The following is a 12275-nucleotide window of genomic DNA, read 5'->3' as shown; positions in this document are numbered from 1 at the left end:
GCTGATAACGCCGTCAGAAACGCCAGGAACAATGCTCCGTTCTCTGACTTTTCCGCCTTTCCTTCAGCCTAAAGGTAAATGCGAATCATGAGCATTATTATTTACAGTAAGCCTGACTGTGTCCAGTGCAACGCCACCTATCGCGCATTTGATAAACAGGGGATTGATTATCAGGTGATCGACCTCACCCAGGATCCGCAGGCGCTGGACCACGTTAAATCCTTAGGTTATCAGCAAGTTCCGGTGATTATCGCCGGTGACGATCACTGGGCCGGTTTCCGGCCGGACAAAATCGGCGCGCTGGCGCTCACCTGCTGAGGCCCGACGATGAATCCGCTGGTCTATTTCTCCAGCAGCTCGGAGAACACCCACCGATTCGTTGAGAAACTGGGCCTGCCGGCGATCCGCATTCCGATCGCCGGCGCCCGCAGCAAATTGCTGATGGAACAGCCCTATATCTTGATCGTGCCCAGCTATGGCGGCGGCAGCGCCGTCGGCGCGGTGCCGATCCAGGTGATCCGCTTTCTCAACGTTCCGCAAAACCGTTCATACCTGCGCGGCGTCATCGCCGCCGGGAACACCAACTTCGGCGCAGCATACGGCATCGCCGGCGACATCATCGCCAAAAAATGCCAGGTGCCTTTCTTGTACCGCTTCGAGCTGCTCGGCACTACGCAAGACGTTGAAAACGTTAGACAGGGAGTAACCGCATTTTGGCAACGACAGAACTGACCAGGCCCGAGACGGGCGCGCTGGATTACCATTCGCTCAACGCGATGCTCAATCTTTACGATGCGGAAGGCCGGATCCAGTTCGATAAAGATCGGCTGGCGGCGCGGCACTACTTCCTGCAGCACGTCAACCAAAACACCGTGTTCTTCCATAACCTGGAGGAAAAGCTGCGCTATCTGGTGGAAGAAGGCTACTACGAGCCGCAGGTGCTGGCGCAGTACGAATTCCCGTTTATCAAGCAGCTGTTCCAGCAGGCCTACGCCAAAAAATTCCGCTTCGAGACTTTCCTCGGAGCCTTCAAGTACTACACCAGCTATACACTCAAAACCTTCGACGGCAAGCGCTATCTGGAGCGTTACGAAGATCGGGTGTGCATGGTGGCGCTGACGCTGGCGGCGGGCGACACCGCACTGGCGCAGGATCTGGTGGAAGAGATGATTTCGGGCCGCTTCCAGCCGGCCACGCCGACCTTCCTCAACTGCGGCAAACGCCAGCGCGGTGAGCTGGTCTCCTGCTTCCTGCTGCGCATCGAAGACAATATGGAATCGATCGGCCGGGCGGTGAACTCCGCGCTGCAGCTGTCGAAACGCGGCGGCGGCGTGGCCTTCATGCTGAGCAATATTCGTGAGGTGGGCGCGCCGATCAAGCGCATCGAGAACCAGTCCTCCGGCGTCATTCCGATCATGAAAATGCTCGAAGACGCCTTCTCCTACGCCAACCAGCTCGGCGCGCGCCAGGGGGCCGGCGCGGTGTATCTCAACGCCCACCACCCGGATATCCTGCGTTTTCTCGACACCAAGCGGGAAAACGCCGACGAGAAGATCCGCATCAAAACGCTGTCGCTGGGGGTAGTGATCCCGGACATCACCTTCGAGCTGGCGAAGAACAACGAAGAAATGTACCTGTTCTCGCCCTACGACGTCGAACGGGTGTATGGCACGCCGCTGTCTGAAATCAGCGTCAGTGAAAAATACCGCGAGATGGTGGACGACAAGCGCATTCGCAAGTCGCGCATCAACGCGCGCGAATTCTTCCAGGTGCTGGCGGAGATCCAGTTCGAATCCGGCTACCCCTACGTCATGTTCGAGGACACGGTCAACCGAGAGAATCCGATCGCCGGGCGCATCAACATGAGCAACCTGTGTTCGGAGATCCTGCAGGTCAACCGCGCCAGCACCTATCACGAGGATCTGAGCTACGATCGCATCGGCAAGGATATCTCCTGCAACCTCGGCTCGCTGAACATCGCCAAAACCATGGACGCGCCGGACTTCGGCAAGGCGATCGAGACCGCGATCCGCGCGCTGACCGCGGTGGCCGACATGAGCGATATCCGCTCGGTGCCGTCGATCGCCGAAGGCAACCGCAGCGCCCGCGCCATCGGTCTGGGCCAGATGAACCTGCACGGTTACCTGGCGCGCGAGCGCATCTTCTACGGCTCGGAAGAAGGCATCGACTTCACCAATCTCTATTTCTATACCGTGGCCTATCACGCCATCCGTGCCTCGAACCGGCTGGCGATCGAACGCGGCGGCACGTTCGACGGCTTTGAGCACTCGCGCTATGCCAGCGGCGAGTACTTCGACAAGTACACCGAACGCGACTGGCTGCCGCAAACCGAGCGGGTGCGCGAGCTGTTCGCCGCCGCCGGCATCGCTATTCCGGGCCGCGACGAGTGGCGCGCGCTGCGCCAGTCGGTGATGATGCACGGGCTGTACAATCAGAATCTGCAGGCGGTGCCGCCGACCGGCTCCATCTCGTACATCAACAACGCCACCTCCAGCATCCATCCGATCGTCTCGCGCATCGAGATCCGCAAGGAAGGCAAGATCGGCCGCGTTTACTACCCGGCACCGTACATGACCAACGACAACCTGGCGTATTACCAGGATGCCTACGAGATTGGCCCGGAAAAAATCATCGATACCTATGCCGCCGCGACGCAGCACGTCGATCAGGGGCTGTCGCTGACGTTGTTCTTCCGCGATACCGCCACCACCCGCGACATCAACCGCGCGCAGATCTACGCCTGGCGCAAAGGCATCAAGACCATTTACTACATCCGCCTGCGCCAGATGGCGCTGGAAGGCACCGAGGTGCAGGGCTGCGTGTCCTGCGCGCTGTGAGGCAACTTATGACGACCGTAACATCGGCGCCGCTGGTGCGCGCCATCAACTGGAACATCATCGAAGACGACAAGGATCTGGAGGTGTGGAACCGCCTGACCTCCAACTTCTGGCTACCGGAGAAGGTGCCGCTGTCCAACGATATCCCCTCCTGGGCCACGCTGACGCCGAAGGAGCAGCAGTTGACCATTCGGGTGTTCACCGGGCTGACGCTGCTGGACACCATCCAGAACACCGTCGGCGCGCCGGCCCTGATCGCCGATGCGCTGACGCCGCACGAAGAGGCGGTGTACTCCAACATCAGCTTTATGGAGGCGGTGCACGCCCGCTCTTACAGCTCAATCTTCTCTACCCTGTGCCAAACGCCGGACGTGGATGACGCCTATCGCTGGAGCGAGGAAAACCGCGCGCTGCAGAAGAAAGCCGGCATCATTCTGGCGCACTACCGCAGCGACGATCCGCTGCTGAAAAAGGTCGCCAGCGTGTTCCTCGAGTCGTTCCTGTTCTATTCGGGCTTTTACCTGCCGATGTACTGGTCCAGCCGCGCCAAGCTGACCAACACCGCCGATCTGATCCGCCTGATCATTCGCGACGAGGCGGTGCACGGCTACTATATCGGCTATAAGTTCCAGAAAGGGCTGGAGAAAGTGGACGCCGCACGGCGCCAACAGGTGAAAAATTTCGCCTTCGATCTGATGCAGGATCTGTACGACAACGAGGTACGCTACACCGAGGAGCTGTACGACGGCGTCGGCTGGACGGAAGACGTGAAGACCTTCCTGCACTACAACGCCAACAAGGCGCTGATGAACCTGGGATATGAAGCGCTGTTCCCACCGGCGATGGCGGAGGTCAACCCGGCGATCCTGTCGGCGCTGTCGCCGAACGCCGACGAAAACCACGACTTCTTCTCCGGTTCAGGGTCGTCCTACGTCATCGGCAAGGCGGTCAACACCGAGGATGAGGACTGGGACTTCTGAGGACATGACAGCGATACCGGTCTTTCAGGCCGGTATCGTGCATTCAATACCTTTGTTCTTTCTGACTGCGGATCGCCAGAACAAACGCCGTATCGATATCAGGAATGTATTTGTAGAGCGCCAAATAACCGCGAGCTTGCTGCCCAATAATCAATTCACGCAGCCCTGCACCAAGGGACCGTCCGATCAATGGATTATGTTCCAATACCGCAATTGCCTGGATGATTTCCTGAATGCGCCGCCCTGAATCCGCAGCGCCATACTGAGCCAAATGAGCGAGAATACGTTCGATATCATCCCTGACCTCTGGCGCCAACTCGACGTTTGCCATCAGCGCCCCAATTTTTTAACCGGGGGTTTAACAGCGTCAGTGTTACCCGCTGCGTAATTTTCCAAATAACCGCGCATCTCTTTCCAAGAGACCGTCTCTCCCGTCGCAATTATCTTGGCATAGCGTTTTTCCGCTTCATTCTCAAAGTCGCGGCGCAACTCTTCCTGCTGCGTTTTCTCCGCTATTGCCTGCAAAATAAAGCTGTGAGACGTTACGCCAACCTGCTCGGCGACGGCAGCGACTCGGGCTTTAAGCTCATCTGGAATACGAATGGTCGTCGTCGACATAATCGCTCCTAACGTCGGTCAATCACATGTAGCTCAATTGTGCTACATGCAGTCTGGCAGCGCAATAATGCAGAGGATTATTTCACCGATTGACGCGGCTCTAGCCGCCGCCAGATAGCGCGTTTCTCCGCATCGCTGGCGGTCGGCCAGGCGGCGATCTCCGCCCGCGTGCGCCGGCATCCGCGGCACTGCTGGGTTTCGTCGTCAATCCGGCACAGGCTGACGCAGGGCGACCTGACGCCGGGATGAAACTGCTGATTGTCGCCCGTCATACGCTGCCCTTGATGTGATGAGTTCCGCCACAGGATACCCGATCCTGCGGCGGCGCGTCGTCAATCAGATGATGCCGCCGTTGGCGCGCAGGGTTTGGCCGTTGATCCAACCGCCGTCGGCCCCCGCGAGGAAGGCCACCGCCGCAGCGATATCGTCCGGCGTGCCCAGGCGCTCCAGCGGCGCCATCTTCGCCAGCCGCTCGATAAGCTCCGGGGTTTTGCCGTCGAGGAACAAACCGGTGGCGGTCGGTCCCGGCGCGACGGCGTTCACCGTGATATTGCGGCCGCGCAGCTCTTTCGCCAGCACGCTGGTCAGCGCTTCGATCGCCGCCTTACTGGCGGCATACATGCCGTACCCCGGCTGCAGCAACCCCACCACGCTGGAGGAGAAGTTGATGATGCGGCCATTGTCGCGCAGGCGCTTCGCCGCCTCGCGCATCGCATTGAAGCTGCCTTTCAGATTGATGTCGAGCAGGCGATCCACGTCTTCGTCACGCATGTCCGCCACCGGCGCCAGCGCGATCACCCCGGCGTTATTGACCAGCACGTCGACGCCGCCAAACGCCTGTTCGGCGCTGTCGAACAGGCGGGCGACCGCAGATGCATCGCTGACGTCGGCTTTGACGCTCAAGGCGCGGCCGCCGCCCTGTTCAATCTTGCGCACCAGCTCATCGGCCGGCGCCGGGTTGCCCGAATAGTTGATGATGACGGTGAAGCCATCGGCGGCCAGACGCTCGGCGATGGCCGCGCCGATACCGCGCGATGCGCCGGTGACGATGGCGACGGAGGGAGTTTTCTGATTCATCGGGAGATCCTTAAAGAAAACGACGAGGGTAACGTTAATCATGCACTCTTTATCACGGCGAATAAGCCCCGATTCTCTGGCATCATCATCCCAAATTATCGAACAATGTCCCCAAGGCGCTTACGATGGCCGCCCGTTGGGCGGCCATCTCCATTACAGCGCGCCGTAGTTCAATGGCACCCAAGTGTAACCGTCGCCCTGGCGGTTCAAATACCCCAACCCCGGGAACGACAGGTGTGCGCCCCCCACCAGCTCGCTCTGCCGCGCGCTGTCACCAAATATCCGCAGCCGCTGAGCGACCGCCGCCTTGGCGTCATTATCAAAGCTGATAGCCACCTTCGGATGCGGCATCTGCACCGCCGCCACGTGGATCAGATCCCCCAGCAGCAACAGCTTCTGGCCCTGGCTGGTCACCTGATACACGCTATGCCCCGGCGTATGGCCGTGGGCGGCAAAGGCGGCAATGCCCGGGGAAAGCTCACCGTCGCCGCTGAACGGCTTAAAGTGGCCGGCCGCCTGATACGGCTTGATCACTGCCTGAGCCCTTTCGAAGTTGCTTTTACTGCCCGCGCTAGCCTGTTTCAGTTTGTCCGCGCTTAGCCAGAAGTCCGCGTCCTGGCTGGCGGCGCGCACCACCGCATTGGGGAATACCGCCTTGCCGTCGTGCGTCAGCCCGCCGAGGTGGTCCGGGTGCATGTGGGTCAGGTAGATCTCATCCACCTGCTCCGGCTGGTAGCCCGCCGCACGCAGGTTATCCACCAGCTTGCCCAGGCCGTCGCCCAGCAGTTGGCCGGCGCCGCTGTCGATCATCACCAGCTTGTCGCCGGTATTGATCAGATAAGCATTGACCGACGTGACCACCGGCAGGCTTTGATGCTGCTCGGCTACCCCGGCGGCGATCTGCTGCGGCGTACGGCCCAGTAACAGCTTATCCGCCGGCAGGCGAATAATGCCGTCGGACAACGCGGTCACTTCAAAGCTGCCCAGCATGATGCGGTAAAATCCCGGCGTCGGGGTTTTGGCCTGCGGCGCGGCGGCGCCGGCCTGTAACGACATAACGGCCAGCGCCGCGCCCAACAGACAACGTTTCCAGAACATGATGACTCCTTGTGAGAATTGAACAGCGCTAAGTATTGACGCAAAAAGTCCGATGCGCCTGTTTAATAAATGCCTTTGATAAATATATAAATAATATATTCATTATGAATAATTTTGTTTGCCAAGCCACACAACCCCAATCCATATTTTCTCGTGCGCCGCTTCGTTATTTTTCTTACTCCCTAAACCACGAGTAAGGAAATATGATGAGCTATCAATTCGAAAACCTGGTCTTTGAAGGCGGCGGCGTAAAAGGCATCGCCTATGGCGGCGCACTGGAATTGCTGGAGGCCAAAGGCATCATGCCGCAGATCAAGCAAACTTCCGGCGCCTCAGCGGGCGCCATCGCCGCGCTGCTGGTCGGGCTGGGCTGCAGCTCGGCCGACGTGACCAAGATTCTGTCGGCGATGGATTTTAAAAAATTCCTCGATTATAACGGCGGTTTTTTCGGCACGCTCCAGGACGCCTATCGCCTGTTCAATCAATACGGCATCGCGCCCGGCGATTATTTCTATCAATGGTCACGCGATATTATCAAACAATATACCGGCAACCCGGATATTACCTTCGAACAGTTCGAAGCGATGAAGGCGGCGAAAGGGTTCAAGTCGATTTACTTTATCGGCGCCAACCTCAACAGCGGCCAGCGCGAAGTCTATTCGCATCGCACCACGCCGCGCATGAAAGTGGCGGATGGCCTGCGCATTTCGATGTCGTTCCCGTTCGCCTTCGTGGCGAAGAAAAATGCCCTGGGCGACCTGTGCATCGACGGCGGCATGATCGACAACTACCCGGTGCGGCTGTTCGACTATGACTTCTCCGCCACGCCGCCTTACATCGACAGCACCAGCCAGCGCATCAACACCCGTACGCTGGGCATTCGCCTGGACTCCGCCAGTGAAATCGCTCAGGCCGCCGGTCAGGCCGGCCCGCGCACGCCGGTCAACAACCTGTTTGATTTCACCCTGGCGGTGGCCAACGTGATGCTGGACATCCAAACCAAGGTGCATCTGGACAGCGATGACTGGAAGCGCACCGTGTATGTCGACACGCTCGACGTCGGCACGCTGGAGTTCGGCATCAGCGAGGAGAAGAAACGCGCGCTGATCGAATCCGGCCGTCGCGGCGTAGAGCGCTACTTCGCGTGGTATGACGCCGCGATGAAGCAAGCGGCGTAACCGGCAGTTCCCCGCCCGCGCGTCAGGCCGGCGCGCGGGCAAAAAAAATCCCCGCGGGGGCGGGGAAAGGCAAAGTAACGCTAAGGATTTATAGGAGTTATACGAAGAACTTGGCCAACACCAGCAGCGACAGCGAAACGTTGATAGCGCCGCCGATACGGGTTGCGATCTGGGCGAATGGCATCAACGACATGCGGTTGCCGGCGGTGAGGATCGCGACGTCGCCGGTCCCGCCCTGCCCGCTCTGGCAGCAGGAGACGATCGCCACGTCGATAGGATGCATGCCGATTTTCTTGCCGACGAAGAAACCGGTCGCTACCAGCGCGCTGACGGTGGTGACGATCACGATCAGATTCTGTACGGTGAACGCGTCCACCAGTTCCTGCCACGGCGTGATGGCTACCCCGACGGCGAACAGGATGGGATAGGTCACGGCGGTGCGGAAGAATTTGTACACCACCTGCGAGCCTTCCTGAATGCGCGGCGACACCCCGTGCGCCAACTTCACCGCCACGGCGGCGAACAGCATGCCCACCGGCGCCGGCAGGCCGATCAGACGGTGCAGCAGCATGCCCACCATATACAGCAGAATGGCCAACAGCGCGCCGCAGGCGATGGTGCTGACGTCCACCTTGCCGCTGATTTTTTCCACCGCGCTCATGTCGCTTTCACCCTGCTTGCTCGGCATCAGGCTGCCTTCGCCGGTCAGGTGCGGATAACGCTTGCCCAGCTGGTTGAGCAGGCCGGCGATGACGATAGCGGTCAGGCTGCCGAGCATCACGATAGGCAGAATGCGCCCCAGCGCCACGCCCTGCTCCATGTGCAGGATCGCGGCATAGCCCATCGACAGCGGGATCGCCCCTTCACCTACGCCGCCGGCCATGATCGGCAGGATCAGGAAGAAGAAGATCTGGAACGGTTCCAGGCCCAGCGCCATGCCGACGCCCATCCCCACCAGCATGCCGACGATCTCGCCGCACAGCATGGGGATGAAGATGCGCAGGAAGCCCTGGATCAGCACCTGGCGGTTCATGCTCATGATGCTGCCGACGATGATGCAGCAGATGTAGAGGTAAAGAATGTTGGTCGATTTGTAGAACGTGGTGGTCGACTCCACCACCACGTCCGGCAGCAGGCCATAGTGCACCAGCGCGGAAGGAATGAAGGTGGCGCAGATCGCCGCCGCGCCCATTTTGCCGATCAGCGGCAGGCGCTTGCCGAATTCGCCGCAGGCGAAACCGAAGAACGCCAGGGTGGCGACCATCACCACGATATCGCTCGGCAATTTGCCTTCCAGGCAGTCGAGCAGAATCAACACGCCGGCCAGAATAAAGAACGGTAACGGAATAATCCCTACTTTATAATTATCCAGTATCCGCCACCATTTCTCACGCAGAGGAATATCAGCGGCCTTGTCTTTGGCTACGAGGTAAGAATCATCTGTTGTGCTCATAATCTGGCCTCTTATTAGTTTGTTCAGCCATCATAGAGAAGCGCACGGATTATCTGCTGTGATTATGTTCAAAATTAAAAAGGGTTTTTAATGGTGGTTATGGTTTCTATGGGGTTAATTAAGATTATGTAAAAATCAGCGTGGTTTTAATGGTGTTAATGCCGTTTTTATTTTAAAGCTTATCAACTTTATCGCAGACGAACAATTCTCGTCCGGTTCACTCTAATCCCGTGTGAGGGATCACAAGTTGATCGGGCGCAATATTACACACCCCGTATCTCGTGATAGGGTAAGGCTTCAGGATCTCTTTACGGTGAAGCTCCGCCATGCGCCTTAAACTCTCATTTCAAATCAAGCTGTTTCTGTGCCTGGTGGCCTTCTCCTGCCTGCTGCTGAGCTGCATCGGCGCCTACACCTATTACCAGCTGGATGCGCAGCTGCACCGCGATCTCGGCGCCCGCGCCCAGGTGCAGGCGCGTGAAATCGCCCTTATCCCTTCGTTGGTGGATGCCGTAGAAAAAAACGACGCCGCCAAGATCGCTGCGTTGATGAAAAAAATCCGCGCCAGCAGCGACGCCAGCTATATCGTCATCGGTGATAATCATGCCCGTCATCTCTATCATTCAGAATATGAGGGCCGCCTGGGCACGCCGATGATCGGCGGCGATAATAAAGAAGTATTGGAAGGAAAAAGCATTATTTCCATTCGCAAGGGCGGCATCGGCGTTTCATTACGCAGCAAGGCGCCGATTCTGGATGAAAATAATCACGTCATCGGCATCGTTTCCGTCGGCTATTTGAAATCGCATATCGATAATTTAAATGCCAGGACATTAACGCAAATTATCGGTTCCATCGTGCTGCTGCTGATCGCCCTGTTCGTTTTTTCCTGGCTGCTGTCGAAAAATCTCAAACGCCAAATGTTCTGGCTGGAGCCGAAAGAGATCGCGCTGCTGGTGCGCCAGCAAAAAGCGCTGCTGGAAGCCATCTATGAGGGCGTGATCGCCATCGATCCGCAGCTGCGGATCATCACCATCAACCATGCGGCGCGTGAGCTGTTGGATCTGCATCAGCCCGCCACCGGCCTGCTGGGCCGGCCGATCGGCGACGTGATCCAGGCCCAGCCGGACTTTTTCGCCGTCGCGCACTTGGAGCACGACACCCATGACGAGGTGTGCCGCTTCAACCACGTGCGGGTGATCGCCAGCCGGGTGCGCATCATGCAGGAGCAGGAGCTGCAAGGCTGGGTGATCAGCTTCCGCGACAAGAACGATATCAATACCCTGAGCAGCCAGCTCAGCCAGGTGAAACGCTATGCCGACAACCTGCGCATCATGCGCCACGAGCAGCTGAACTGGACCGCCACGCTGGCCGGGCTGCTGCATATGCAGCGCTACGACGAGGCCATCCGCTATGTGGAAGCCCAGTCGGAGGGGGCGCAGGAGATCCTCGATTTCATCTCGCAGCGCTTCAGTTCGGCGGCGCTGTGCGGGCTGTTGCTGGGCAAATACTCCAGCGCCAGAGAGAAAGGCATCGAACTGCGTTTCGATCCGGCCTGCCAGCTGCGGCAGATCCCGGCGGCGCTGAATGAGACCGAACTGATGTCGATCGTCGGCAACCTGCTGGATAATGCGGTGGAGGCGACGCTGCACTGCCCGGCTCCGCACGACGCGATCGAACTCTATATCAGCGACGGCAGCGACGAGCTGGTGATCGAGGTGGCGGATCGCGGCACCGGCATCGCCGAGGAGATTCGTGATACGCTGTTTGAACAGGGCGTGACCACCAAAGCGGATAAAAGCGACCACGGCATCGGCCTGCATCTGGTCGCCAGCCACGTGGCGCAGGCGCACGGCAGCATAGAAGTGTCGGACAACGAGCCGCACGGCGCGATATTCTCTATATTTATCCCTAAATAAAACCCATAACCCGATTTTTTTGAGCACCCGATTATGTCACACCAAACACTGGACGTTCTGATCGTGGAAGATGAGCCGCAACTGGCGACGCTGCACGCAGAGTTCATCGAGAAAAATTTCAACCTGCGGGTGGTGGCCTACGCCGCCACGCTGGCCGAAGCGCGGGCCAAAGCCAACGAGCATCAGCCGCGGCTGATCCTGCTGGACAACTTTCTGCCGGACGGCCAGGGCATTGAGCTGATGGAAGAACCGGCGGTAAAGAATCCCGCCTGTTCGGTGATTTTCATCACCGCCGCCAGCGACATGCATACCTGCAGCCAGGCGATCCGCAACGGCGCCTTCGACTACATCATCAAGCCGGTGTCTTACAAACGGCTGCGCAACTCGCTCGAGCGCTTCATGCAGTTCGTGCAGACCCAGCGCACCTTCAAAATCATCGATCAGGACAATGTCGATGCGCTGTACAACCTGCAGTCGAAGCAGTTCTCCAGCGAACCGAGCGCCAAAGGCATAGAAACCAACACGCTGGAGCTGGTGCAGGCGCTGTTTATCGCCCAGCCGGCGGTGGCGCATGCGGTGGAAGACGTGGTCGAACAGGTCGGCATCAGCAAAACCACCGCTCGCCGTTATCTGGAATATTGCGTCGCCACCCAGTTCGTGCGGGTGGAGATGCTGTACGGCAATATCGGCCATCCGCGCAGGCTGTATCGCAAGGCCTAAGGCTGCCATCTGGCTGTCATACTAAGGCGATAACATGACGCTCGACGATATCCCCCTCGATATCGGCACCTGTCGTTAAAACTGATGAAATACTGATGACTTTTGCCCGGCCTCTGGTCGGGTTTTTTATTATCCGAACGGCAGGCGCGGCGCCCAAATATTTCTCTGCGCCACACCGTATTATTTCCCCAAAAACCAAACCATTATGGCGAATAATGGCCGTCAATTTTGAGTCACGGGCCAAATTACCATAACTAATTAAAACCTTGATGTAAACCACTAATATCCCATTTAAATGACATTGAGGGTTGTTTCAGATATTCACTGTGTTAGGGTAAAAAGCTCTTTTATTTTGCTAAGGACAGCCCATAACG

General features: G+C 58.3%; 14 protein-coding genes. 7 read left to right on the top strand and 7 right to left on the bottom strand.

Annotated features, from left to right (window positions below):
* Nucleotides 1–87: 87 nt before the first annotated feature.
* From ACJ8M3_RS18190 to nrdF, 4 genes are read left to right on the top strand one after another with little or no spacing between them, the layout of a single operon-like run.
* Entirely contained in the window at nt 88–318 is a 231-nt protein-coding gene (locus tag ACJ8M3_RS18190) for a redoxin NrdH (protein ID WP_033644148.1), read from the top strand.
* 9 nt (nt 319–327) lie between these two features.
* Entirely contained in the window at nt 328–732 is a 405-nt protein-coding gene (gene nrdI, locus ACJ8M3_RS18185; protein WP_004928930.1) for a class Ib ribonucleoside-diphosphate reductase assembly flavoprotein NrdI, read from the top strand.
* Nucleotides 714–2858: a class 1b ribonucleoside-diphosphate reductase subunit alpha gene (nrdE, locus tag ACJ8M3_RS18180; RefSeq protein WP_071991659.1), complete on the top strand. Its 2145-nt coding sequence runs from the start codon at nt 714–716 to the stop codon at nt 2856–2858. Before nrdI ends, nrdE begins: the two co-directional genes overlap by 19 nt.
* An 8-nt stretch (nt 2859–2866) precedes the next feature.
* Nucleotides 2867–3838, top strand: a complete 972-nt coding sequence (gene nrdF, locus ACJ8M3_RS18175; protein ID WP_033639549.1) for a class 1b ribonucleoside-diphosphate reductase subunit beta — start codon at nt 2867–2869, stop codon at nt 3836–3838.
* Nucleotides 3839–3881: 43 nt separating this feature from the next.
* On the opposite strand, the gene ACJ8M3_RS18170 is transcribed toward nrdF, so the two are convergent.
* From ACJ8M3_RS18170 to ACJ8M3_RS18150, 5 genes are all read right to left on the bottom strand, one after another.
* Entirely contained in the window at nt 3882–4169 is a 288-nt protein-coding gene (locus ACJ8M3_RS18170) for a type II toxin-antitoxin system RelE/ParE family toxin (RefSeq protein WP_089195100.1), read from the bottom strand.
* Entirely contained in the window at nt 4169–4456 is a 288-nt protein-coding gene (locus ACJ8M3_RS18165; RefSeq protein ID WP_025303989.1) for a CopG family ribbon-helix-helix protein, read from the bottom strand. The genes ACJ8M3_RS18170 and ACJ8M3_RS18165 overlap by 1 nt, the downstream gene beginning before the upstream one ends.
* Before the next feature lie 77 nt (nt 4457–4533).
* The gene (locus ACJ8M3_RS18160; RefSeq protein ID WP_046687704.1) at nt 4534–4728 is read right to left on the bottom strand and encodes a DUF1289 domain-containing protein; all 195 of its coding nucleotides are present in this window, start codon (nt 4726–4728) and stop codon (nt 4534–4536) included.
* A 64-nt stretch (nt 4729–4792) separates the two neighbouring features.
* Nucleotides 4793–5533 carry an SDR family oxidoreductase gene (locus ACJ8M3_RS18155; protein ID WP_042785246.1) on the bottom strand — a complete coding sequence of 247 codons (741 nt, stop codon included), beginning with the start codon at nt 5531–5533 and terminating at the stop codon, nt 4793–4795.
* Nucleotides 5534–5686: 153 nt separating this feature from the next.
* A complete protein-coding gene (locus tag ACJ8M3_RS18150) occupies nt 5687–6631 on the bottom strand; it encodes an MBL fold metallo-hydrolase (protein ID WP_033644153.1) in 945 nt (314 codons plus the stop codon).
* A 206-nt stretch (nt 6632–6837) separates the two neighbouring features.
* Here ACJ8M3_RS18150 and ACJ8M3_RS18145 point away from each other — a divergent pair, with 206 nt between their 5' ends.
* Nucleotides 6838–7809, top strand: a complete 972-nt coding sequence (locus tag ACJ8M3_RS18145) for a patatin-like phospholipase family protein (protein ID WP_033644154.1) — start codon at nt 6838–6840, stop codon at nt 7807–7809.
* Between the two features lie 97 nt (nt 7810–7906).
* Here ACJ8M3_RS18145 and ACJ8M3_RS18140 read toward each other — a convergent pair whose 3' ends face one another.
* Nucleotides 7907–9262: a 2-hydroxycarboxylate transporter family protein gene (locus ACJ8M3_RS18140; RefSeq protein ID WP_089197365.1), complete on the bottom strand. Its 1356-nt coding sequence runs from the start codon at nt 9260–9262 to the stop codon at nt 7907–7909.
* A 326-nt stretch (nt 9263–9588) separates the two neighbouring features.
* On the opposite strand from ACJ8M3_RS18140, the gene ACJ8M3_RS18135 reads away from it, so the two are divergent.
* Nucleotides 9589–11181 carry an ATP-binding protein gene (locus ACJ8M3_RS18135; RefSeq protein WP_033651616.1) on the top strand — a complete coding sequence of 531 codons (1593 nt, stop codon included), beginning with the start codon at nt 9589–9591 and terminating at the stop codon, nt 11179–11181.
* A gap of 33 nt (nt 11182–11214) precedes the next feature.
* Nucleotides 11215–11901, top strand: coding sequence for a response regulator (locus ACJ8M3_RS18130; protein ID WP_033644157.1), 687 nt, complete (start codon nt 11215–11217; stop codon nt 11899–11901).
* 16 nt (nt 11902–11917) lie between these two features.
* On the opposite strand, the gene ACJ8M3_RS18125 is transcribed toward ACJ8M3_RS18130, so the two are convergent.
* Nucleotides 11918–12181: a hypothetical protein gene (locus ACJ8M3_RS18125; RefSeq protein WP_145957278.1), complete on the bottom strand. Its 264-nt coding sequence runs from the start codon at nt 12179–12181 to the stop codon at nt 11918–11920.
* Nucleotides 12182–12275: the final 94 nt, after the last annotated feature.

The sequence above is a fragment of the Serratia sp. CY55921 genome (assembly GCF_052167655.1).
Classification (GTDB): Bacteria; Pseudomonadota; Gammaproteobacteria; order Enterobacterales; family Enterobacteriaceae; genus Serratia; species Serratia ureilytica.
The sequence above is the reverse complement of the archived record's forward strand: the minus strand, read 5'-3'. Positions and strand labels throughout refer to the sequence as shown.

Excerpts from the sequence above, each read along its gene's own strand:
- ACJ8M3_RS18145 (WP_033644154.1), top strand. The coding sequence starts at position 6,838 with ATGAGCTATCAATTCGAAAACCTGGTCTTTGAAGGCGGCGGCGTAAAA.
- ACJ8M3_RS18140 (WP_089197365.1), bottom strand. The coding sequence starts at position 9,262 with ATGAGCACAACAGATGATTCTTACCTCGTAGCCAAAGACAAGGCCGCT.
- nrdI (WP_004928930.1), top strand. The coding sequence starts at position 328 with ATGAATCCGCTGGTCTATTTCTCCAGCAGCTCGGAGAACACCCACCGA.
- ACJ8M3_RS18130 (WP_033644157.1), top strand. The coding sequence starts at position 11,215 with ATGTCACACCAAACACTGGACGTTCTGATCGTGGAAGATGAGCCGCAA.
- ACJ8M3_RS18165 (WP_025303989.1), bottom strand. The coding sequence starts at position 4,456 with ATGTCGACGACGACCATTCGTATTCCAGATGAGCTTAAAGCCCGAGTC.
- nrdF (WP_033639549.1), top strand. The coding sequence starts at position 2,867 with ATGACGACCGTAACATCGGCGCCGCTGGTGCGCGCCATCAACTGGAAC.
- ACJ8M3_RS18135 (WP_033651616.1), top strand. The coding sequence starts at position 9,589 with ATGCGCCTTAAACTCTCATTTCAAATCAAGCTGTTTCTGTGCCTGGTG.
- ACJ8M3_RS18160 (WP_046687704.1), bottom strand. The coding sequence starts at position 4,728 with ATGACGGGCGACAATCAGCAGTTTCATCCCGGCGTCAGGTCGCCCTGC.
- ACJ8M3_RS18155 (WP_042785246.1), bottom strand. The coding sequence starts at position 5,533 with ATGAATCAGAAAACTCCCTCCGTCGCCATCGTCACCGGCGCATCGCGC.
- ACJ8M3_RS18170 (WP_089195100.1), bottom strand. The coding sequence starts at position 4,169 with ATGGCAAACGTCGAGTTGGCGCCAGAGGTCAGGGATGATATCGAACGT.
- ACJ8M3_RS18190 (WP_033644148.1), top strand. The coding sequence starts at position 88 with ATGAGCATTATTATTTACAGTAAGCCTGACTGTGTCCAGTGCAACGCC.
- ACJ8M3_RS18150 (WP_033644153.1), bottom strand. The coding sequence starts at position 6,631 with ATGTTCTGGAAACGTTGTCTGTTGGGCGCGGCGCTGGCCGTTATGTCG.